The 22,855-nt window shown below is 56.3% G+C and carries 16 protein-coding genes; 11 read left to right on the top strand and 5 right to left on the bottom strand.

What is annotated here, in order from left to right; all coding sequences use genetic code 11:
- The first annotated feature begins 65 nt into the window (after window positions 1-65).
- The 3 genes from F4Y00_05410 to F4Y00_05400 all read left to right on the top strand — a co-directional run bounded on the left by F4Y00_05410 (window position 66) and on the right by F4Y00_05400 (window position 6,827).
- Window positions 66-3,737, top strand: coding sequence for a HAMP domain-containing protein (locus tag F4Y00_05410; protein MYE04394.1), 3,672 nt, complete (start codon window positions 66-68; stop codon window positions 3,735-3,737).
- Window positions 3,738-3,813: 76 nt separating this feature from the next.
- Window positions 3,814-5,169, top strand: coding sequence for a Trk system potassium transporter TrkA (gene trkA / locus F4Y00_05405; protein ID MYE04393.1), 1,356 nt, complete (start codon window positions 3,814-3,816; stop codon window positions 5,167-5,169).
- Between the two features lie 146 nt (window positions 5,170-5,315).
- Entirely contained in the window at window positions 5,316-6,827 is a 1,512-nt protein-coding gene (locus tag F4Y00_05400; protein ID MYE04392.1) for a TrkH family potassium uptake protein, read from the top strand.
- Window positions 6,828-6,870: 43 nt separating this feature from the next.
- Here the strand turns inward: F4Y00_05400 and F4Y00_05395 are convergent, their stop codons facing one another.
- From F4Y00_05395 to yidD, 5 genes are all read right to left on the bottom strand, one after another.
- A complete protein-coding gene (locus tag F4Y00_05395) occupies window positions 6,871-7,398 on the bottom strand; it encodes a hypothetical protein (protein ID MYE04391.1) in 528 nt (175 codons plus the stop codon).
- 4 nt (window positions 7,399-7,402) lie between these two features.
- On the bottom strand, window positions 7,403-8,386 hold the full coding sequence (gene hemB / locus F4Y00_05390; protein MYE04390.1) for a porphobilinogen synthase: 984 nt from the start codon (window positions 8,384-8,386) through the stop codon (window positions 7,403-7,405).
- A 34-nt stretch (window positions 8,387-8,420) separates the two neighbouring features.
- Entirely contained in the window at window positions 8,421-9,950 is a 1,530-nt protein-coding gene (locus tag F4Y00_05385) for a cysteine--tRNA ligase (protein MYE04389.1), read from the bottom strand.
- Window positions 9,951-10,089: 139 nt separating this feature from the next.
- Entirely contained in the window at window positions 10,090-10,593 is a 504-nt protein-coding gene (locus F4Y00_05380; GenBank protein ID MYE04388.1) for a MogA/MoaB family molybdenum cofactor biosynthesis protein, read from the bottom strand.
- On the bottom strand, window positions 10,590-10,865 hold the full coding sequence (yidD, locus tag F4Y00_05375) for a membrane protein insertion efficiency factor YidD (protein ID MYE04387.1): 276 nt from the start codon (window positions 10,863-10,865) through the stop codon (window positions 10,590-10,592). Before yidD ends, F4Y00_05380 begins: the two co-directional genes overlap by 4 nt.
- 165 nt (window positions 10,866-11,030) lie before the next feature.
- Between yidD and hisI the strand changes: the two genes are divergently transcribed.
- The 8 genes from hisI to tuf all read left to right on the top strand — a co-directional run bounded on the left by hisI (window position 11,031) and on the right by tuf (window position 22,799).
- A complete protein-coding gene (hisI, locus tag F4Y00_05370; GenBank protein MYE04386.1) occupies window positions 11,031-11,420 on the top strand; it encodes a phosphoribosyl-AMP cyclohydrolase in 390 nt (129 codons plus the stop codon).
- 24 nt (window positions 11,421-11,444) lie between these two features.
- Window positions 11,445-12,872 carry a pyruvate kinase gene (pyk, locus tag F4Y00_05365; GenBank protein ID MYE04385.1) on the top strand — a complete coding sequence of 476 codons (1,428 nt, stop codon included), beginning with the start codon at window positions 11,445-11,447 and terminating at the stop codon, window positions 12,870-12,872.
- 99 nt (window positions 12,873-12,971) lie between these two features.
- The gene (locus F4Y00_05360) at window positions 12,972-15,968 is read left to right on the top strand and encodes a tetratricopeptide repeat protein (protein ID MYE04384.1); all 2,997 of its coding nucleotides are present in this window, start codon (window positions 12,972-12,974) and stop codon (window positions 15,966-15,968) included.
- 176 nt (window positions 15,969-16,144) lie between these two features.
- Window positions 16,145-18,274, top strand: coding sequence for an ATP-dependent zinc metalloprotease FtsH (gene hflB, locus F4Y00_05355; protein ID MYE04383.1), 2,130 nt, complete (start codon window positions 16,145-16,147; stop codon window positions 18,272-18,274).
- 185 nt (window positions 18,275-18,459) lie between these two features.
- A complete protein-coding gene (locus tag F4Y00_05350) occupies window positions 18,460-18,834 on the top strand; it encodes a 30S ribosomal protein S12 (GenBank protein ID MYE04382.1) in 375 nt (124 codons plus the stop codon).
- A 62-nt stretch (window positions 18,835-18,896) separates the two neighbouring features.
- Complete coding sequence (gene rpsG, locus F4Y00_05345) at window positions 18,897-19,364, top strand: 30S ribosomal protein S7 (protein MYE04381.1); 468 nt, start codon at window positions 18,897-18,899, stop codon at window positions 19,362-19,364.
- A 72-nt stretch (window positions 19,365-19,436) separates the two neighbouring features.
- The gene (fusA, locus tag F4Y00_05340; GenBank protein ID MYE04380.1) at window positions 19,437-21,533 is read left to right on the top strand and encodes an elongation factor G; all 2,097 of its coding nucleotides are present in this window, start codon (window positions 19,437-19,439) and stop codon (window positions 21,531-21,533) included.
- A gap of 69 nt (window positions 21,534-21,602) precedes the next feature.
- On the top strand, window positions 21,603-22,799 hold the full coding sequence (gene tuf, locus F4Y00_05335) for an elongation factor Tu (protein ID MYE04379.1): 1,197 nt from the start codon (window positions 21,603-21,605) through the stop codon (window positions 22,797-22,799).
- Window positions 22,800-22,855 lie beyond the last annotated feature (56 nt).

The following is a 22,855-nucleotide window of genomic DNA, read 5'->3' as shown; positions in this document are numbered from 1 at the left end:
CAAAGAACTTTGCCAGATTTCCCGCCTTGTTATTGTTGCGGCCTTGTCCGAATCATAACCCCATCATGAAAAAATTCTTTCCGGTTCGAGGACGCTTCATGCGTTTCATGGTGGTGGCAGGGGGGCTTCTTTTGCTGATACCCCTCACGTGGATGTTCCGGGAGGTACGCAGTGCCCGAATTGAGAAGGCTCCCCAGGTGTACCGGGGAAAGGTGGTCTCGGCGGCGCTGGATCGCATTGACCGTGACTTCGGCGTTATGCAGCGTGATCTCTTCGAACGCGCCGGACGCATTGCCTCCGCTCCGGAAGTCATGGAGGCTCTTGCTGCACAGGGAGCCCTTGCAAAGCCCGATTCGGCAGCACTCGTGCGCTACTTTTCCGCAATGGCGGTACCCTACGGAACATCTGTTGAGTTGTACACTCCGGAGATGGAACTGGTAGCCTGGAATGGATTCAGTATGCCCATGGATACAGCTCCGGATTTAGCGGAATCCCCCACCGGGTTGCACACGGGCATTGCACAAGACGGGGCATTTCGTCAGGCAATTGTTGCATGGCGTCCGATAACACGTGATACCCGCGTGTTGGGTGTTATCAGGGCAATGCGCCTTGTAGAATATGCTCCGCCGGTCCACAACGAATATATCAAGGATGTGAGCCTCGTTCCTAAATGGCGAAGGCTGGCGAAACTGCCTGTGGAGCTGACATTCGATGTGTCCATTGAAGAGGCTGCACCTTTCTCACGTTTGCTGCAGGGTGTAGATGGCACGGTACTGGGCCTTGTTACCGTAGACGCTCCTTCCGTCAGGCAAATGACGGCCCTTGCTGCTGTGCTGCCCAATCATCTCATGGCGCTTTGGACCACGTTGTTCTTCTTCTGGACGATGGGCGGAATGTGGTGCCTGTATCGCCGGGAGGTTCGGCGTTTGCAGGCGAAGCCGAGCCGTAACCGGTGGTGGGCTGTGGTAGGAGGCTTCGCGATGTGTGCTGTATACTGGTGGTTGCTTCGCTTCATCCTGTTGGAGATGAACGTTCCGTCCCGGTGGCAACAAGGCAAGACGCCTCTTGCCCCGCTTTTTGACCCCACACATCTTTCGTCCGGATTATTCGGAGGGGTGCTTGGCTCCACCGGCGAATTGTTGATCACCATTCTGTTTCTGGTTGCCTTTTCCGGGGCTTTCCTGGAATGGGTCGGCGCACTCCGGAAAGTACGAGACCGGCTGTTCCGTCCACGTCGCATTTCGCGGATGGTTCTTGCCGGGGTGGTGGCGGCATGCACAGGTATCCTTGCGGGTCTGCTGTTTTTACCGGCGCTTGTAACACGACATGTGGCCTTGCATAGCACATTCGACTTTTTTGCCAAGGGGGGGCTTATTCCCGATCTGCATCTGCTGGTCGTTTTTTGCAGTCTTGTGCTGATGCAGATCGGTGTGATTCTGCTTGCCGCGGGTGTGACATGGGTAGCGGTTACGGAAGCACTTCATCGGTTGGCGCCCCGGAGCTCTCCCTGGACCTTCGGGGGCCTTGCGGGATTCTCTGTTGCCGTACCTGTCGTCGCAGTGTATATGCTTACTCCGATCGGGACCGTGCTTCCTCTTGCCGTATTGGGCTATATGCTTGCAGCTGTTTTCGGGCTGGTGTGTCTTGGCATGTTGCGGTCGGCTCAGCTGATGAACCTCATCACGCTTCGGAATCTTTTCCCGCTGGTTTTTCTTGTGACCTTTCTGCTGTACCCCATGTTTTATCTGGGGCTGGATGCCAGCCGGCATGTGCGCATGATTGCGGCTGCGGAGGCATTCGCTCAAGGGGAGGGGCCACGCGTCTCGTTTGCAGAGGGCGGCACGCCGATTTCCGGCGTATTATTGCCTTCCGGTTCGAACGATGCCTTGTTCGATACGTTTTCCGGGGCGGAGTTTCGCGACGGTTTTCTGTTTCGGAGTACCGGGCGTGATTTCGAACGATACCGGCTTCCGGAAGACGTGACGCAAGCGCTCTTGCATGAACCGGCTGTCTGGAGGAACGAGCGATTGGAAGGAGGCGCCTGGCAGAGCTACTATATGCGTGGAGAACCTGCGCCGGCGATGGATTCATTTCCGGGTGCGATGCAGGTGTTTGCGGTGCGTGCTCCTCACGTTACCCTGTTCGATCACTTGTATTACCTGTTGCGCCTGACCATGGGCGGTCTTGTGATCGCGTTGTTATGTTACCTGGTCGGCATCCGGGTTCGTCACCGGAGGGGGCTATTGCCAGCTCCCCATATTCGCTTCCGGGACAAGGTGCTGAACGCGCTTATCGGAATTGGCATTATCCTGGTAGGTCTTGTCGGTGTGGTGGGAGAGCAAGCAGTCACGGTCGAAAGCAGGCAATCCGTACAGCGGTGGCTCCACCGGCACCTTGATCGCGTCGAACAGGTACTGGCGGCAGAGGCGCGCCACGGCGAACGTCCATCCAGCGTGCTTGACCGCATGCCTATCGATTCGTTGGCAGCCCGCGTAGGCATTGACTTGAATGTATATGAAGGGCATACGATCTCCCGCCTCAGCCGCCCGCAACTGATTCGTGACCGGCTCGTAGATCGGCGGTTGCCGATCGAGGCGTACAAGGCATTGTACACCGATGCGGACCGGGTTACGTTCACCGACGAGCGCGTAGGAAGTTTTACGTATATGGCGGGATTCAGGGCGTTTGTCGGAGAAGAGGGAAGTCCGCGTTATGTCGTTTCCACCCCCATTCTTCCCGAGCAGGAAATCATTGAGGAGGAACGTGCGGATACCGTCGCTTACCTTTTCGGTTCGTTGTTGCTTCTCGTGCTGCTTGTGGTGCTGACGGGGTTGTTGCTTGCGAACGCCATATCGAAGCCGATCGCCCGGCTTCGATCCGGCCTGAAGGCGGTTGCTGTGGGACGTTTCGGCAATACACTTCCGGTTGATTCGCGCGATGAGATCGGGGAACTTGTCGAAACATTCAATGAAATGCAGCAACAGCTTTCCGAGAGTCAGATCAAGCTGGCCCGGCAGGAACGTCAGCTTGCGTGGCGGGAAATGGCGCGACAGGTGGCTCACGAAATCAGGAATCCGCTTACTCCCATGAAACTGTCCGTGCAGCATCTGCGTCAGGCTTTCACGGACCGGGGGAACGAGCTGGACGCCCGGAATAGATTTGGTCAGGTTTTCGACCGCATTACGGGTACGCTGATCGAGCAGATTGATTCGTTGGCGCGTATAGCGAGCGAGTTTCATGCGTTTGCCCGGATGCCCTCCCGCGAGATGCAGCGTATAGATATGAATGACGTGATCCGGGAAGCCGTTTCATTGATGCAGGAAGAAAGTGAGATCGGTATCCGATCCGCTTTATCCGAAGCTCCGCTTTTTATCGAAGCCGACCGGGCGGAATTGCGCCGTACCTACATCAACCTGATCAAAAACGCCCTCCAGGCTATTTCAGCGCCGGAAACGGGCAGGGTCGAGGTGCGCACCGAACTGGAAGAGGTGGCTGGAAAGGTATGGGGATGCAGCTATGTGGTCGATAATGGATCGGGGATTGAAGAAGCGGTGGCCCAGAAAATTTTTGAACCGCACTTCTCGACGAAAACAAGCGGTACCGGACTCGGATTGGCTATCGTGAGGAAGAGTGTTGAAGAGATGCGGGGAACCATCGGATTTACGACAGAGGTCGGCAAGGGAACTGTTTTTGAGGTGCGTTTTCCTTTGATCGACGACAGCGCCACCGCTTCCTGAACCTTTCCTGCACACCTTGCGTTCGAAGAACCGGGAGTATCCTTTGTTGCGCTGATCCCATATCTGCGGTTTTGCATTGCGCATAATTGTCGTAGGAGCCGGTGAAGTAGGCTACGATGTGGCCCGTATGCTGTCACGCGAGGAGCATGACGTCGTGGTCATCGACCAGGATGCCGACGCCATCCGTCAGGTTCATGAAAAACTCGACGTGATGGTCATTGTCGGCAATGGTACATCCTCGGAGGTGCTTGATGAGGCAGGTATAACCAGGGCGGATATGCTGATCGCTGTAACGCCCGTGGACGAAGTGAATATCATTGCCTGTATGCTGGCGGACCGACTCGGTGTATCCACGACGATTGCCCGTGTCCGGTCTGATGAAATCACTCGTGCCCAGTCTGTGCTCAAGACGAGCGATTTCGGGATTGATCTTGTCATTCACCCGGAAGAAAGCGCCGCCAATGAAGTGGTGTGGCTGGTGCGCCGCGCCAGCGCCACCGACATTCTCGATTTCGCCGATGGCCGGTTGCAGTTGATGGGTCTCCGGATTGATCCTGATGCCCCCGTTGCGGGAAAAAAACTCCAGGATATAGCGGCGGCCCATAGCCATGTGCAGTTTCGCGTAATGGGCATTAGCCGGGGCGCTCGTACGATTATTCCCGGGGGCAGCGATACGCTCCGGCAAGGTGATCAGGTTTTTGTGCTTGCCCTGCCGAAATACATGGGATATATATCTGCTATGATGGGCAAGGCGGAGACCCGGGCAAATCACATCATGATTCTTGGCGGAACCGCAGTGGGTGTGGGGGTCGCTTCCCAGTTCGGATGCGAAAAGAACAAGACCGTGAAACTTGTGGAGCCAAACAAGGAGCGGGCGGCGAAACTGGCGGAGATATTGAAGAATGTGCTCGTCATCCACGGCGCCGCCACCGATATAGATTTACTGGTTCAGGAGGGGCTGGGTGAAATGGATGCCTTTGTAGCGGTGACGGATGACGAGGAATCGAATCTGGTTACCTGTCTCATGGCAAAGCATCTCGGCGTCAGGAAAACCGTAGCGTTGCTTTCCAAGAATACGTACATCCCGATCAGTCAGAGTATCGGCCTGGATGCAGCTGTCAGTAAAAAACTGGCTGTATCCCGAGAGATTCACCGTTATCTGCGTGGAACGCATGTGCGGAGCGTGGCCACCATACATGGTCTGGATGCCCAGATCGTCGAAATCGAGGCTAAACCCCGGTCGTGGATATCCCAAAAGCCTCTCAGAGAATTGCAACTGCTGTCTGGCGCACTCATTGGCGCCGTATTACATGAAGGCGAAGTATTCATTGCCACTGGAGATACGCACATAACCGCCGGGGATCAGGCTATCGTGTTCGCCATGCCTTCTCGCATGGACGACATCGAGCGCAAGTTTGCCGCAAAATCGTGATTTCGTACGTGCTCTGGTGTTTCAGAGCAGGGAGAGTCCCCGTGTTTCCTTGATAGTCCTGGGTTACTTTTACATGGGTCGCCACGGTTTCATCCAATGTAAAAGCATGTGCGACACCCCATGACATCCCTTTCCGGAAGCGCGCTATGCTTCTTCATATAAAGGCTGTTTTCGCCACCCTTGGCGTGTTGCTCATGTTTCTGGGGGCGGCTTTGCTGTTGCCCATGGTCGTTGGGGTATACTATGGCGAGGCGGCGTGGTGGACGTTCGGTGTTACGGCAGCGTTTTCCTGCCTGACCGGATTTGTGATGTGGCGCGGCCTGAAGAATTTTTCCGGGGATCTCGGCATACGAGAGGGGTTTGCCGTCGTGGGCCTTTCCTGGTTTGTGTTGTCGCTGGTCGGCTCGGTCCCATTCGTGCTGGGCGGTGTACTGGATTCCTACGCCGACGCCTTTTTTGAAACGATGAGCGGGTTTACCACGACCGGCGCCACGATCCTGGGTGGAGGTGGAAATCCGGCGATATCGGAGATTCCCCATGCCTTTTTGTTCTGGCGGAGCCTTGCCCAATGGTTGGGGGGTATGGGCATTATCGTGCTCACCCTTGCGATTCTGCCGATTCTGGGCATCGGCGGCATGCAGCTTTTCAAAGCGGAAGTCCCGGGGCCGTCCGCTGACAAAATTACCCCCCGCGTACGCGAAACGGCCCGGCGGTTGTGGTTCATCTATGTCGGTTTTACAGTGGCTCAGGTCCTGCTTCTGCTGCCGGCCATGTCGCTTTTCGACAGCATTAATCATGCCTTCACCACGATGGCCACCGGCGGGTTTTCCACGCAGGACAGTTCGATCGGGGAGTATGGTTCCGCCTATGTGGAGTGGGTCATTACCGTATTCATGTTTATCGGGGGCGTGAATTTTGTTTTGCATTACCACATGTTGAAGGGGCGCGCTGGTCTGCTTTTCAGGGACGGCGAGTTTCGGGTGTATGCGGCCATTGCTCTTGTGGCGATGCTGCTTGTCGCCATTGGTATCTGGGACACGACGGTGGGCGCCATGCCATGGGCCGGGCGCGAAGCGGGCGCCTTCGAGGGGTATGCGACGCTGTCGGATGCGTTACGCCGAGCAGCCTTTCAGACGGTTGCCATCATGACAAGCACCGGGTACACCATTGCGGACTATCAGATATGGCCGCCGCTTGGCGTAGGTATCATATTTCTATTGTTTTTTTGTGGCGGCATGGCTGGCTCGACATCCGGCGGGGTCAAAATTATCCGGCACATGCTGATGTTCAAAAACTCCTTCCGTGAGATCAGGCAATTATTGCATCCTGCGGCAGTCATTCACGTGCGGTTGGGCGGAGATGTCGTTCCCAAAGACATTTTGAGCAACGTACTTTCGTTCATTGTGCTCTACGTGGGGGGGATCGGGTTTGGTACGATGATCATGTTTGTGCTGGGCCTTGATCTCCTCAGTGCATTCAGCGCCGCCATTGCAAGTGTCGGCAATATCGGCCCGGCCTTCGGTTCGCTCGGCCCTACCGGCAATTATGCGGACATTCCTGTACTTGGGAAGTGGGTGCTTTCTTTTCTGATGATGGCCGGCCGACTCGAGTTGTTTACCGTGCTCATCCTGCTGGCTCCGGCGTTCTGGAAGCGGTGATGCGCCGGTCCATGCTCCGCAGGGCACTGGAGCGCCCGCAGATTTATCCCGAAAAGTCGCGATAGCCGAAGTAGTGCAACACATACTTCATTTTGGCTGCCTTGAGCGCTCCGAATCCGGGCAGCGCACGTACCCGCTTCTCGATCACAGGGAATGCAGCTCCGTCACTCCAGATACGCGAAGCATCCCCGTCGTAGGTATCCGTCACAAAGCGGGCCACCTGTTGCGTGTATTCGGCCATCTTGTTGGTAAAGCGATGTACAGCCGGCGTTTCTGCGAACAGGGATTGCAGTTTCTCTGGCTTCATGTCCGCAATCAATGGAAGATCCAGATGGCCAAGGCGGTCGTGCAGGCGGATCGGCCCTGTAAACGCATATTCCGCCCGAACTCGCTGATCGTAAAGAAGCCCGAGCAGTACCCCCGCCGGATTATTACGCAGGAAAGCGTCCGCATCGGGTTCACCAGTCAGCGTGCCTTCATCTCTGAAGCGGTCCATCATGCGGCTTAGCCCTCCACCGAGATGGCTGTAGTCAAGATGGACGATGCGAAGGGTTTCACGGGTTTCTGTCATGGACTCAGTTCAGGTGTTTTGCGGCTTCTTTTGCGAAATACGTCAGGATAATGTCGGCTCCGGCCCGCCGGATAGCCGTCAGTGATTCCATCATGGCTTTCTGCCGGTCAATCCATCCGTTTCGCGCCGCTGCGGCAAGCATAGCGTATTCCCCGCTTACATTGTATGCGGCTACGGGGACGGTCGAATATTGTCGCAACCGGTAAATCACGTCCAGGTAAGGGAGGGCAGGTTTAACCATCACCATATCGGCTCCTTCTGCAAGGTCCAGTTCGAGTTCGCGAAGCGCTTCCTCTCCATTGGCGGGGTCCATCTGGTACGTTTTTTTGTCTGCGGGGATGTGTCTGCCGGTCCTCGGCGCAGAATCAAGGGCATCCCGGAAGGGGCCGTAGAAGGCGGATGCATATTTGGCCGTGTAGGAAAGGATGGCGACCTCTGTATGTTCGTGGGCATCCAGTGCGTTGCGGATCGTTTTCACCCGCCCGTCCATCATATCCGACGGGGCGACGATATCTGCCCCTGCATCGGCTTGCACGACGGCCATGCCGGCCAGCAGTTCCAGGGTTTCATCGTTTTGTACGCGTCCTTTTTTCACGATTCCGTCGTGACCGTCCGAAGAGTACGGATCCAGGGCCACGTCCGTGATGACCAGCATCGTCCCCGCCGCCTCTTTGGCCGCCCGAATGGCTCGCGGGATAAGGCCCTCCGGATCCAGCGATGCACTTCCTTGCACATCCTTCAATGCATCCTCGATCTTCGGAAATAGCGCAATACCCGGAATGCCGAGTTCGGCCAGTTCACGCACTTCCTTTGCCATTTCATCGAGACTCAACCGGTATTGACCAGGCATGGAGGCGATTTCCTCGCGGATTCCCTTGCCTTCGACCACGAACAACGGTGCAATGAGGTGATCTGTCGCAAGATGGGTCTCCCGGGCCAATCGGCGTATGCCGGAATTCGCTCGTAGTCTTCGCGGGCGGATACGCATTGAAATAGGGTGTAAAGCGGCGCATTGGGATGCGCTATGAAACAGAACCGGTTATTTTGCGGCGCCACCGCGTACCTTCCGGAGTATCCATAATTTCGACATTCATCTCGTCGAGTTGGTCCCGGAGGGCATCGGCCCGCTCGAAATCGCGCTGTGTCCGGGCTTCGGCGCGTTGACGCAGCAATTCTTCCACCTCCCGGGCAAACATGTTCTCTGCAGCGTCGCCTTCAGGGGTTTGCCTTGCTTCTCGGAGAGTTTCCTGATGCACAATCCCCAGCAGGCTATTGATGTTATCCAGCCAGGTTTTTGCGGATTGCGCCGGGCCCTCGCTGAGCTCCTGCCCGGACCTCAGGATCAATTTTGCTCCCTCGATGGAGGCGGCGATGGCTTCCGGCGTATTCAGATCGTCCAGCATGGCGTCAAGTGCCCGTTCGTACAATTTCTCAAGCGGTTCCGCCAGATGGTTCTTGCCGGGTGCGCCGCGAGCGATCCCATGCTCTGCGAGGTCTATGGCCTCCTCGAACCGCTGGATATGTTTTGCAGACGCCTGGAGTTGATCGAAGGTAAAATTGAGGGGTTTCCGGTATTGCCCCGAGATCAGCGCAAGGCGAAGCGCGAGAGGATGGATACCGTGTCCTCCTTCCGATTCGGAGCCGACGAGCTCGCGGACGGTGAAAAAATTTCCCGCGCTTTTAGCCATCTTTTCGCCTTCCACCTGCAAGAAGCGCGTGTGCAGCCAGTACCGGGCAAACGGCTTGCCGGTGAGGCATTCAGCCTGCGCGATTTCACATTCGTGATGGGGGAATTTGTTATCCTCGCCTCCTGTGTGCAGATCGAAAGACGCTCCGAGATAGGCCTGCGCCATAGTGGAACATTCGATATGCCATCCCGGAAAGCCCCATCCCCATGGGCTGTGCCATACCATAAGATGGCCGGGATCCTTCTTCCACAGCGCAAAATCGCGTGCATCTCTTTTTTCCGGGTCCTGCACCACATCGCGAACGCCTTCGTCCAAAGGGTTCGACAATACATTGCCGGACAACTTGCCGTATTCCGGGAAGGAAGTCACCGAGAAATAGACGCCCTGCGCCGTTTCATAGGCATGCCCCTTTTCCAATAGCCGTGCTACATCACGGATTTGCTGTGCTACGTGATCTGTAGCTCGCGGGCGCACATCGGGTTCGCGGAGATTGAGCGCCTGCCAGTCGGACAGCAGCGTGTTTGTATAATAGCGCGCCAGGTCCCATATATTTGCAAAGCGTTCCCCTTCCTTCGATCGCAGCGCTTTCGTCATGCGGTCTTCCCCTTCCGCATCCGCGATGTCGTCTTCGGTCAGGTGTCCCACATCCGTGATGTTGGTAACATAGGTCGTTTTCCATCCGATGGCTTGCGCGGTTCGCAGCACGAGATCGGCGGTCAGAAACGAGCGGAAATTCCCGATATGGGCATAGGAATAGACCGTGGGGCCGCACGCGTAGAATCGCAGGTGGCCTGACTGGGCCGGCTCGATGGTCTCCGTGCTTCGCGTCAGCGAATTATACATGCGGAAGATTTTTTCCGGCATTGGGGCGTGCTATGCGGTTGCGATTCGGATTCTTTACAAACCAATGTATAACGGCAGGATGCTGCGGAAGTGCCTGCATGGTAACCGGGCATCCTCCGGCGAAGGCCCTGCTTTTACGCGGGTTGTTTTCGGGCTGTGCTTATTGCCGGATCATTTCCCAGACGAGATGATGAATTTCCGGCAGGATCAATTGGTCGATTGCCAGGCGCACGGCATGCGATGAACCCGGAAGGGAAAAGACAAGCACATTGCTCCACATTCCTGCAACAGCGCGCGAAAGCATGGCGCCTGATCCGATTTCCTCATAGGAAAGCATCCGAAAAATTTCGCCGAATCCCGGCAGCGTTCGCTCGAATTTCCGGGTTACCACCTCAATGGTTGTGTCCCGCCGGCTGATGCCCGTGCCGCCCGTGGTCACGATTACCTCGCAGTGCGTGACCAGTTCATCCAGGGCTGACTCGATGCGTTCCGGGATGTCGGGTACGATACGGGCCTCTATGATCTCGACCCCGGCTGCCGCGAGGCTTTCCACGATGTATCGACCGCTGGTATCCGTTGCTTCCGTCCGCGTATCGCTGACCGTGATCACCCCGGCGCGCACGGGGGTGTTTTGAGCGGCTTGCTTGTGTTCGTCGTAGCTCACGGATGCTTCGCCACTTCTTTTTCGTTATACCAGCGCGGTGGATCGTATCCTCCCCGGCCCCATGGAGCACATCGCAGGAGGCGATGAATAACCAGCACCGTTCCTTTCAATGCTCCGTATTTCTCGAGAGCTTCCACGGCGTATTCCGAACATGAGGGCGTGTAGCGGCAGCTGGACGGCATATGCGGAGACAGCACGTACTGGTAGAAGCGCACCAGTCCCTTGAGGAAAATGCGTGGAATACGTACCACATATGTGATCACGCGGTGCATGAACGCAAGGTGAGGACAGAAGAACGCACAGAGAACCGTTCGGTAGGAATTCCGTGTAATTCGGCGAGGACAACCCCGGTTCCTGCGTACCCGTACTATACCATCCGTTTGTGGGCGGGGCGTTGGAAGCAATCCTCATCCGGCAGCAAAACCGAATATGGAATCATGGACAGGAATGAATTGCTCGAACAAGTAAAATTCGGTCCCGACGGACTGGTTGCGGCACTTGCGCAAGACCACGAAACGGGCGAGGTGCTGATGCTTGCCTGGATGAATCGGGACACCCTGCAACGCACACTCGAAGAGAACGTCATGACGTATTGGAGCCGCTCTCGTCAGGAAATCTGGGTGAAGGGGCAAACCAGCGGTCATATTCAGGAGGTTAAGGAAATTCGGATCGATTGCGACGGCGATGCGCTTCTCTTTAAGGTGAGGCAGCATGGAGGAGCTGCCTGTCACACCGGGCGCAAGTCATGTTTTTATCGCCGGTATGAACATGCACGTCTTATTACGGACAGCGAGCGCGTGTTTGATCCGGATGAAGTGTACGGATAGACTTGATCAGAGTATCCTGTGGCTATGAGGCGACGCACCAAAATTGTTTGTACTCTGGGACCGTCTTCGTCCGATCCCGGCACGATCCGGGAGTTGATTCGGGCGGGTATGGATATTGCCCGGCTCAACTTTTCTCACGGCAGCCACGATGATCATGCGCGGCTTATCCGTTATGTGCGTGAGGCCGCTGACGACCAGGAGAAAGTGGTGCCCATCCTGCAGGATCTGCAGGGCCCCAAAATCCGGCTTGGGCAGGTCGGGAACGGCGCCATTCCCATCAGCAAGGGGCAGCGGTTGACGCTGACCGCCGAACCCATCGAATATGGCACGGCAGAGCGGGTGCAGGTTACGTACGACCTGCTGGCCAAGGATGTCAGTGTGGGCGGGCGTATCCTGATCGACGACGGCTTGCTCGAATTGCAGGTAGTTGACATTATCGACTCCGATGTCGTTACCGAGGTGATTGTCGGCGGGCCCTTGTCTTCCCGCAAAGGGGTCAATCTGCCCGACATCAAAACGTCTGCGCCGGCGCTTACTGCAAAAGATCAGCGCGACCTTGCGTTCGGCTTGTCACAGGATGTGGATATGATCGCCCTGTCGTTCGTGCGCGACGAGTCCGACATAATCGACTTGCTGCAACGTATTCGTGCGTCGGGCAAAGATATCATGGCGTTAGCCAAAATCGAGAAACCGGAAGCTGTTCGCCGTTTCGATGCTGTCCTGGAGGCAAGCGAGGGTATCATGGTGGCGCGCGGGGATCTGGGTATTGAAATGCCTATCTCACAGGTACCGTCCACGCAGAAAATGATCATTCACAAGTGTATTGTGGCTGGCAAACCGGTGATTACGGCAACGCAGATGCTCGAGAGCATGATCAGCAACCCTCGTCCGATGCGGGCCGAGGCAAGCGATGTCGCCAATGCGGTGCTTGACGGGAGTGACGCGGTTATGCTTTCCGGCGAAACGGCGGTGGGGAAACATCCGGTCCGGGTCGTCGAAGTCATGTCCCGGATTGTTGAGGAAGCCGAACGGCATCGATGGCAATACCAGAGCCCGCTTTCCAAGCCCGTGGAGCGGCGTTTTATCTCCGAGGACGTTACGGAATCGGTAAGCTTTACGGCGGTTGATCTGGCCGAGCAGGTAGGGGCCGTCGCCATCGCTTGTCTTACGGCTACGGGAACTACGGCGCGTGCAATCGCCCGTCATCGTCCCGGGATGCCTCTTCATGCGTTCACCGATGACGAAAGAGTGATGCGCCGGTTGCATCTTCTCTGGGGAACCACATCGTTCCTGATCCCGTTCCAGCGGGGTACCGACGAAGGGGTCCAGATTGTCCACTCCGTTTTGCGGGAGCAAGGCCTTGTCCGTTCCGGGGACCTGATCGTCATTACGGCAGGGATGCCGTTGCCCGCAAAGGGGCGAACCAACATGATTCAGGTAAGCCGCATATAGCATATAGGATAGCGTATACTATTCCCCGGTTTCCTGCGTTCTGGCCGGGGTTCTTCACGTTTTCTTTCTTTTCTGCGCAGCACATTCGACTGCCGCCTTATGTCGTCTTCCGCTCGCACCGGCACCTGTCTTTTTGCGGCCATCCTGTTTTTCGCCGCAGCCGGCTGCGGGGGCAATTCTTTCGTTGGGAAGCATTACGACAATTTCACCTCCTATTACAACACGTTCTATAACGCAGGGCAGGACTATGAGAATGGCGTTGACGCCATGGAGTCCTCCCAACAACCCGTAGACCGGACGCGGTATATCGGTATCTTCGGCGGCCCGCCCCGGTCGGGCGGTAATGTCAATTTTCAGAATGCGATAGAGCGAAGCGCCAATGTGCTGCGCGACCATCCGCGCTCCAAATGGGTGGACGATGCGCTCATACTTATCGGGAAATCCTATTTCTATCAGGAAAACTATGTAGGGGCTGAGCAGAAATTCCGTGAAGTGATTGCCTTCGAGACCGGTCTTGAAGAGGATGCCCGGATATGGCTGGCCCGGACACTGATGGCGGCGCGCGCCTACGAATCGGCGCAGCAACATCTTGCGAGCAGCCTGGACAGGGAAGGGATGTCTCGACGATCCGTGGCGCGTCTGCGCCTTGCCCTCGGCGAACTTTTCGTTAAACAGGGAGATTTCGAAAAAGCGGCTGTTGAACTTGAGGCGGGTTTGCCGGATGTGCGCAGCAACGATCTCCGGGCTAAAGGGGCCTTTTTGCTCGGCCAGGTGTACGAAACACTGGAGCGGTACGAAGAGGCGGTCGAGGCCTACGGACGCGTGTTCAAGGCGCGTCCCCCGTATGAACTTGGCTATGCCGCGTCGTTGAGTATTGTGCGTGTACAGGGCATGTACCTCGATGGAGTTGCGGCTCTTGACGCATTACGTCGCATGGATCGCGACGACAAGCATTATGACCGGCGCTTCGAACTTGCGTACGTGCGCGGCCGTATTTATCAGGCACAGGAACAACCTCGGGATGCGCTTGCCATGTATAGGCATATCCTGTATGAGGGAGAAAACATAGGCCAGAATATCAGGGGGCTGACCCACTATGCACTGGCCGAACTGTACCGGGATGTTTTCAAAGATTACCTTCTTGCCTCTGCGCACTTCGATACCGCCCGCACATCGATTCCTTCCTCCTCGTCAGGCTCCGGGCAAGCTTTTCAATACACTCCGGAAGCTGTGACGGATGCCGCCCGTCAGGCCGAAGTGTTTGCCGGTTTTGCCAATGTGCGCAATGACATTGCACGTATGGATTCGCTGCTTGAACTGGGGCGCTTGCCCGACGAGGCATTCGATGAGCGTATTCTTGCATTGCAGCAGCAGAAGGCCGAAGAACTTGCCGAAGAGCGCCGGCGTGCAGAACAATTGCAAGCGGAACGCGGCTTCCAGGATGCGGCCTCCCGGACGGGTGCGGGAGGTGTGGGTGCAGGTTCCAGTTCCACCGATACCGGTGAGGCCGGTTTTCTGTATCACCGCGATCGTACTCGCGTACAGGAAGCGCGCATGAACTTTGTGGCGCGCTGGGGTGAACGTCCTCATGTGCCCAACTGGCGCCGTATAGAAGCCGTGACGATTGCCTTGAGTGAGACCGATCGTCCCGGTTCCAGAGAGGGGCTTGCCGGGTCGGGCAGCGGGATGGACGGCATAGGTATGTATGCGTTGCCGTTGATCGATATTTCGGACGTTCCGCGCGATTCGCTGAGTCAGGTGATTATGGAAGGGGAACGGGCGCTGGCCCGGTACGAACTGGGGAACGTCCTTTTTCTTTCAATGAATGAGCCGGATTCCGCAGCAGTCTGGTATCGCATGGTGATCGAGAAAGATGCTGATGCGGAAGTGGCTCAGCGAGCGTTTTACGCACTGGCCGAAGTGCAGCGCTCATTAGGCGATATCGCCAGTGCGCAAGGGATATACAGGCAGGTGTTGTCCGACTATCCGGATTCTGATTTTGCGGCCAGAGTCCGCATAGAGCTTGGCCTTGAGCCGGTGGAAGTGTTCGACAGCCTCGCCGTGGCGCTGGAAGAATACGACGCGGCGGTGATTCGATGGCGCCGCGGGGCGTACGAGGAAGCACTCAACCGCATGGTATTGATAGCTTCGCGGTATCGAAATATGGAAGTGGCGCCGAGGGCGCTGTTTGCAGCGGGGCGCATTTATTTCGAATGGGCGACTTCCGATTCGCTGGATGTGTTCGGTCCGTTGCCCATAGAACTTCCCGATTCAGTGCTTGCGCGGGCGGGCATTCTGGAACTTGCCGCCGCCTTTCCCTCTTCCGCAGACGCGCTGCCGGCTCAAGAGCAGGAAACCGGCACAGGTTTTCCTCCGGAAGATTCAGAAGAGTACGCTATCCCGGATACGGGGATTGTACCGCCTGAGGACGGTGTTGCGCCGCAAAGTGATCTTCTCGCTTCCGCCGACACGGATATGGTTGACCTCCGTTCGGTATATGCCGGCGTCCGAACGTTGTATCCCTCCACGACCTATGCGGACAGAGCCGGAGATATTCTCGACATGCTGGATCAGGAACTCCAGGCCTTGCAAGCCCCTGTAGACTCTGTAGCATCCGATACACTTGCCGGTGCGTCTCTCCCGGATTCCCTCGCCGGCGGGCAGACCGGCGGGATTCCCGCCGTTCCTGACGAGGTGTTCTTTCCCCCTGAGGAAACCCGTTTCTCTACGGACGAGGCGCCTTTATCTCCTGAGGAAGCGCCCTCACCTTCCAATGAGACGGCTCTGTCCGTGATCCCGAGCGGTGAATTTTCCTTGTATGGTGGAGGGGGCATACAGCCTGAGTTGGGCGGATTCACGATTGTGCTCGGCGCTCACACCGAACGCGAACCTATGGAAATGCTTGTGGCTCCATACATCCAGCAGGGTCTTCGCGCGGCTGTAGTGATCGGCTCGGTAAATGACAGGATTGTGTATCGCGCCGTACTTGGACATTTTCCGGATGAAGAGGCTGCCGCTGCAGCGCTGCAAGGGCTTGGGTTTATGCTTGGACAGCTTGCGGAAAGCCCCCGTGTTCAACCACTGATTCTTCCGTAGCCTCCCATTCGGGCGGGACTATTTGTCTCGTTCTCCCCTCCGATGCGTAGTTGTCTCCAGGAGGAACAGCCCCATGTGTTACATGGTACATAAGGTTCGCCCCTGCGTATATAACGCCCCATGATGCGGTAAACAGCTTGACGGAGGTAATGCCGCACTGGCGCAACCGATTCGATATGTCGGAAACCGGCCCTGAACACACACAACCGGAAGTGGACAATTCGTCCAGAGAGGACAGCTCGCGGCCGCTGAAACGCAGGCCGAAGCTTGCCGTGTGGATATATCTGGCGGTATTTCTGATGCTGCTCTTCCACATTTTGCTCTTCCGGTCTGTCGGGTCATCGAATCCGATCGACTACAAAATATTTCTTCAGCATGTGGAGAACGGGTATGTCGATAAGGTGGTCGTTGTCAACGATCAGCGTATCGAGGGGGTGTATACGCCCGAAGCCGTCGAACGGGGGCTGGTCGAGGTACCGGAGCCGACAAACAATTTTCTTACCGGCCGTTCCGAAGAGACCCCTCTTGAGTTTTCCAGTACGAAGCCTGACGACCATAATCTGACCGATTTCTTGCTGGATTACAATGCGCAGGCCGGCGCCGATGATCAATCCACTGTGGAATTTTCGGCACGTGTCGAGGAGCGGTGGTTCGGGGGCATGCTGGCATGGATTTTCCCCCTGCTTCTTATTGTTTTCCTGTGGATTTTTCTGATTCGACGTATGAATCCGGGATCTCAGGTCCTCAATATCGGAAAGAACAAGGCAGTGCTTTTCGACGCTATGGGCGATCAGCAGTTAACGTTCAGGGATGTGGCGGGACTCGACGAGGCCAAGGAAGAGGTTGCCGAAGTAGCCGATTTTCTGACGAATCCGAAAAAGTTCATCAAGCTGGGTGGCAAACTCCCCAAAGGCGTGCTGCTCGTGGGTCCTCCGGGGACGGGCAAGACCTTGCTGGCGAAGGCTGTCGCCGGGGAAGCCGGAGTTCCTTTCTTTTCCCTGTCCGGATCCGATTTTGTCGAAATGTTCGTGGGGGTAGGCGCCGCCCGTGTGCGGGATCTTTTCAAACAGGCCAAGGAGAAGGCGCCCTGCATCATTTTTATCGACGAAATTGACGCTATCGGACGGACTCGCGGGCGCGGTATGATGATGGGGGCCAACGACGAACGCGAGAATACGCTGAATCAGCTACTTGTCGAGATGGACGGGTTCAATACCGACAAGGGGGTCATTATCATGGCCGCCACCAATCGCCCGGACGTGCTTGACAGTGCATTGCTGCGTCCCGGCCGTTTTGACCGGCAGATCATGATAGACAAACCGGACCGGCGTGAGCGCGCGGAAATTTTCAGGGTGCATACCCGCCGGTTGGTGTTGCATGATGAGGTGAATATGGAGGTGCTGGCCGGGCAAACACCGGGCTTTGCAGGCGCCGAAATCGCCAATGTATGCAATGAGGCGGCCTTGCTTGCCGCCCGGGAAGAAAAGGACTCCATCGAGATGGAGGATTTCGAGCGTGCGATCGATCGGGTGATCGCCGGGCTTGAAAAGAAGAACAAACTCATTTCGCCGGAAGAGCGAAAGATTGTTGCCTACCACGAGGCGGGACACGCCATTACAGGCTGGTTTCTGGAGAATACCGATCCGGTTGTCAAAGTATCGATTATACCACGCGGTCTGGCTGCGCTCGGCTATGCCCAGTATCTCCCCGAAGAACGATATCTCTACACCAAAGAGGCGTTGCTGGATCGAATGACCATGGCCATCGGCGGACGCGTTGCCGAGGAAATCGTATTCGGACGTATCTCGACCGGGGCGCAGAATGATCTCGAACGCATTACCAGGATGGCGTATGCCATGGTGGTCTACTACGGCATGAGCGAGCGGATCGGCAGTGTCTCTTATAATCGCTCGAACCGGGATCAGGATGCGCCGGTTTTCGAGAAACCATATTCCAACGAAACTGCTCGTATTATCGACGAGGAAGTGCGGGTCATCATTGATGAAATTCGCGAGCGTGCGCGTACATTGCTGGAGGAGAAGCGTACATCGCTTGAAGACATGGCGAAGGCATTACTGGAAAAAGAGGTGCTGGGTCCGAAAGAGATTGTCGAGATTCTCGGGCCCCGCCCGTATGGTGAATACATTACGCTGAACGGCGCTCCTGATCAGAAAGTTAGTATGGAGGCTGGTGGAAACGGAGCTGTTGCAGACGATTCGCATGCGGAATTTGACGAGGAGACCGCCCCGGATGCCAAGGCAAACTCTGAAGAGACAGGCGAAGCTGCCGGCAGTACACAAATCTGATGCAGCGGCTGCTTCTCGAGCCGTTGTAATTTTTTACTTGATCTTAACCGATTTCATTGAATCAAAACTCGAGAAGTATTATATTATTCGGCTTGCGTTATTCTGGCTTCTGCCATGGAATCGTTCGAGACGGCTCCACGGCATCCTGATGCGTGCACCACCCACATTGAACCGATACCTATACCGTGCCAACTATTCAGCAGCTCGTTCGCCAGGGCCGGGCCCGAAAGCCTGGAAAGACCAAAGCTGCGGCGCTCGAAGGCAGTCCGCAGAAGCGGGGCGTCTGTACGCGCGTCTACACGACGACGCCGAAGAAGCCCAACTCTGCGCTTCGCAAGGTAGCCAAGGTGCGGCTTACGAACGGTTATGAGGTGATCGCCTACATTCCGGGCGAGGGGCACAATTTGCAGGAACATTCGATTGTGCTTGTGCGCGGCGGGCGCGTAAAGGACCTGCCCGGCGTGAAGTATCATATTGTACGTGGCGCACTGGATACGGCGGGCGTGGGGGATCGCATGCAGAGTCGGTCGAAGTACGGTGCAAAAAGGCCGCGGAAGTAACGCACCGGATTTTATTGTTCAGAGACGGAATGTCTGATTTGCATCGAAACAGCGTCTGAATCATGCGCAGAAACAGAGCAGAAAAACGCAAGGCGGTCGAAGATTCCGTCTATGGCGACGAGCTCGTGGGCCGTTTTATCAGCAGTGTGCTGAAAGATGGCAAGAAAAGCACGGCGCAAAGACTTGTGTATAATGCGTTCGAGATTGCAGGAGAGCGTAGCGGCGAGCCGGGCATCGAGGTGTTCAGAAAGGCCGTAAACAATGTGGCGCCGCTTATTGAAGTGCGGAGCCGCCGGGTAGGCGGGGCTACCTATCAGGTACCCGTCGAAGTGCGCCCCGAGCGCCGTACAGCGCTGGCATTCCGGTGGATTATCAGATATGCGCGAGCCCGCAGCGACAAGAGCTTTGCCTTGCGGCTTGCGAATGAGTTACAGGCTGCTGCAAATGGAGAGGGAGGGTCTGTGAAGAAGAAAGACGATACGCACAGAATGGCTGAGTCCAATAAAGCATTCGCTCATTTTCGGTTTTAATGGCAAGATGTTGTTTACAGCCTGTGGCCGCTTGTTCAGGGGCGAGGGTTGGATCCATCGAAAAGCAAGATTATGGCCAGCGTAAAGACGATACCTCTTGAAAAAACCCGCAATATCGGGATCATGGCCCATATTGATGCGGGCAAAACCACCACGACGGAGCGCATTCTGTTTTATACGGGTCGCCTCCATCGTATGGGAGAGGTACACGAGGGCGGTGCTACGATGGACTGGATGGAGCAGGAAAAGGAGCGTGGCATTACGATCACGAGTGCGGCAACCACTTGTTTCTGGAAAGATCATCGCATCAACATTATTGACACGCCGGGTCATGTGGATTTCACGGTCGAAGTGGAACGTTCCCTGCGTGTGCTTGATGGAGCTATTGCGCTTTTCTGCGCTGTAGGAGGAGTGGAGCCCCAATCCGAGACCGTATGGCGTCAGGCCAACAAGTATGGTGTGCCGCGTATCGCCTTTGTCAATAAGATGGATCGCACGGGAGCCGATTTCGAGAATACCGTGCAGATGATGCGCGAACGGCTGAAAGCACATCCCATCCCTGTGCAGATTCCTATTGGTTCAGGGGACATGTTCCGGGGCGTGATCGATCTGATCGAGGACAAGGCTATTGTTTGGCACGACGAATCTCAGGGGGCGACATGGGATGAAATCAATGTCCCTGCAGACCTCAGGAAGGAAGCCAGACACTGGCGCATTCACCTTCTTGAAGCGATTGCGGAGTACAACGATGCGCTTCTGATGAAGTATCTCGAAGGCGAGGAGATCACGGCGCAGGAAATCAGGACGGCGGTCCGTGCAGCTACATTAAACATCGATATTACACCGGTTTTTTGTGGTTCCGCGTTCAAAAACAAGGGCGTCCAGCGTTTGCTGGACGGCGCCATTGATTACCTGCCGGGTCCTGTCGACATTCCGGCCGTGTCCGGAATTCATCCGAGATCCGGCCAGGCGCTCGAGCGCAACCCCGATCCATCCGCCCCGTTCAGCGCCATTGCATTCAAGATCGCAACGGATCCCTACGTCGGAAAACTGACGTTTTTCCGCGTGTACAGCGGCACGCTCAATAAGGGCTCCCAGGTGCTGAACGCCTCCTCGCAGAACAAGGAACGGATCGGACGTATTCTCTTTATGCATGCGAACCATCGGGAGGATATTGAGCGCGTGGTAGCCGGAGATATTGCGGCAGCGGTCGGGCTCAAGCAGATCAGGACGGGAGACACGTTATGTGATCCCGGACATCCGGTTGTTCTCGAACACATGGAATTTCCGGAGCCGGTCATTCGCATCGCGATCGAGCCTAAGACCAAGGCGGACGGGGACAAGATGTCACAGGGCCTCATGAAGTTGTCTGAGGAAGACCCGACATTTGTAGTCCGTACGGACGAGGAAACGGGACAGACGATCATTGCGGGGATGGGTGAATTACACCTTGAAATCATCGTGGACCGTCTGAAACGTGAGTTCCAGGTCGCTGCCAATATCGGCCGCCCGCAGGTAGCGTATCGCGAAGCGATCACTGCTTCCTGTGACGAACGATACGTGCACAAAAAGCAGACAGGGGGCCGCGGGCAATTTGCAGAGGTGCATGTTGAGTTCACGCCCACAGAGAATGGCGTGGGCTTCGAATTTGCCGACGAAGTCAAGGGAGGAAATATTCCGAAGGAGTTTATTCCCTCCGTAGAGAAGGGCATCAAGGCTGCTATGATGCAAGGGCCGTTGGCCGGTTATCCTGTCGAAGGTGTCAGGGCCCGTCTCTATGACGGGAAGTACCACGACGTGGATTCTGACCAGAACGCCTTTGAGATCGCGGGCCGCATGGCTTTTCGCAGTGCGTCCCGGAAGGCAAAGCCGGTTATGATGGAACCCATTATGCAGGTGGAAGTGATCACGCCGGAGGAGTACATGGGGGACGTGATTGGTGACCTGAACAGCCGCCGGGGCCGTATCGAGAGCATGGCTCCGCGTCAGGATGCACAAGGCATCGCCGCATCCGTACCCCTGTCGGAGATGTTCGGGTATTCAACCGACCTCCGATCCATCACGCAAGGACGGGCCATCTATACGATGCAATTTGACCATTACGCAGAAGTGCCGAAGAGCATCGCCGAAGAGATTGTTTCGTCAAACGCCGGAGCCGTTGCAGCATAGCCGCCGGCGCCCCACCCTCACTAAAACCATTTTTCTGAACACCTTATCGCCAAACAGAAGCATTCAGCCATGGCCAAGGAAACTTTTGAACGCAATAAGCCTCACGTGAACATAGGCACGATCGGGCATGTGGATCACGGAAAGACTACGCTGACGGCAGCGATTACGCTGGTTTTGAATCGTCGCGTGGAAGATCCGGCGAATGAAATCCGTTCGTTCGATTCCATCGACAATGCCCCTGAAGAGCGCGAACGCGGCATCACGATCGCTACGGCGCATGTGGAGTATGCCACGGAAGCGCGGCATTATGCCCATGTGGATTGTCCGGGACACGCGGACTATGTCAAAAACATGGTTACGGGAGCGGCCCAGATGGATGGAGCGATCCTCGTGGTGGCGGCAACCGATGGCCCCATGCCGCAGACCCGGGAACACATTCTGCTTGCTCGTCAGGTGGGTGTACCCTACATCGTGGTGTTTTTGAACAAGGTAGACCTTGTCGATGACGAGGAGTTACTGGAACTCGTCGAGATGGAGGTTCGGGAACTGCTGGATGCGTATGAGTTTCCCGGAGATGATACGCCGGTCATTTCAGGTTCCGCCCTGGGTGCGCTGAATGGCGAATCGGAGTGGGAGGACAAGGTCATCGAGTTGATGTCGGCAGTGGACACCTATATTCCGACGCCGGCTCGCGAGATGGACAAGCCCTTTCTGATGCCTGTGGAGGACATTTTCTCCATTACGGGTCGCGGGACGGTCGCCACGGGACGCATCGAGCGCGGCGTCGTCAATGTGGGTGAAGCGGTGGATATTTTGGGTATGCAGGAAGAGAAGTTAAGCTCCACGGTGACGGGTGTGGAGATGTTCAGGAAACTTCTTGACACCGGTCAGGCGGGGGATAATGTGGGGTTACTTCTCCGTGGCATCGACAAGGATGCTATTGAGCGCGGAATGGTGATTTGCAAGCCGGGCTCTATTACGCCCCATCGCCATTTCGAGTGCGAGGTGTATGTATTGTCCAAGGATGAGGGAGGGCGTCATACGCCGTTCTTCAAGGGGTATCGCCCGCAGTTCTACTTCCGTACCACGGATGTAACAGGGGATATCGAATTGCCTTCGGGCGTGGAGATGGTGATGCCCGGCGACAATACGCAGTTCGAGGTGAAGCTGATTCAGCCGGTGGCGATGGAGGAAGGCTTGCGTTTCGCGATTCGCGAGGGTGGCCGTACCGTGGGCGCCGGCGTGGTGACGAAGATACTGGATTAGCAGAACAAGGTATAGCCGCCGCCGGCTCTATGGGTCGGTGGCGGTGACCGGAAGGA

This window comes from Bacteroidetes bacterium SB0662_bin_6 (assembly GCA_009839485.1).
In the GTDB taxonomy this organism is placed as follows: domain Bacteria; phylum Bacteroidota; class Rhodothermia; order Rhodothermales; family VXPQ01; genus VXPQ01.
The sequence above is the reverse complement of the archived record's forward strand: the minus strand, read 5'-3'. Positions and strand labels throughout refer to the sequence as shown.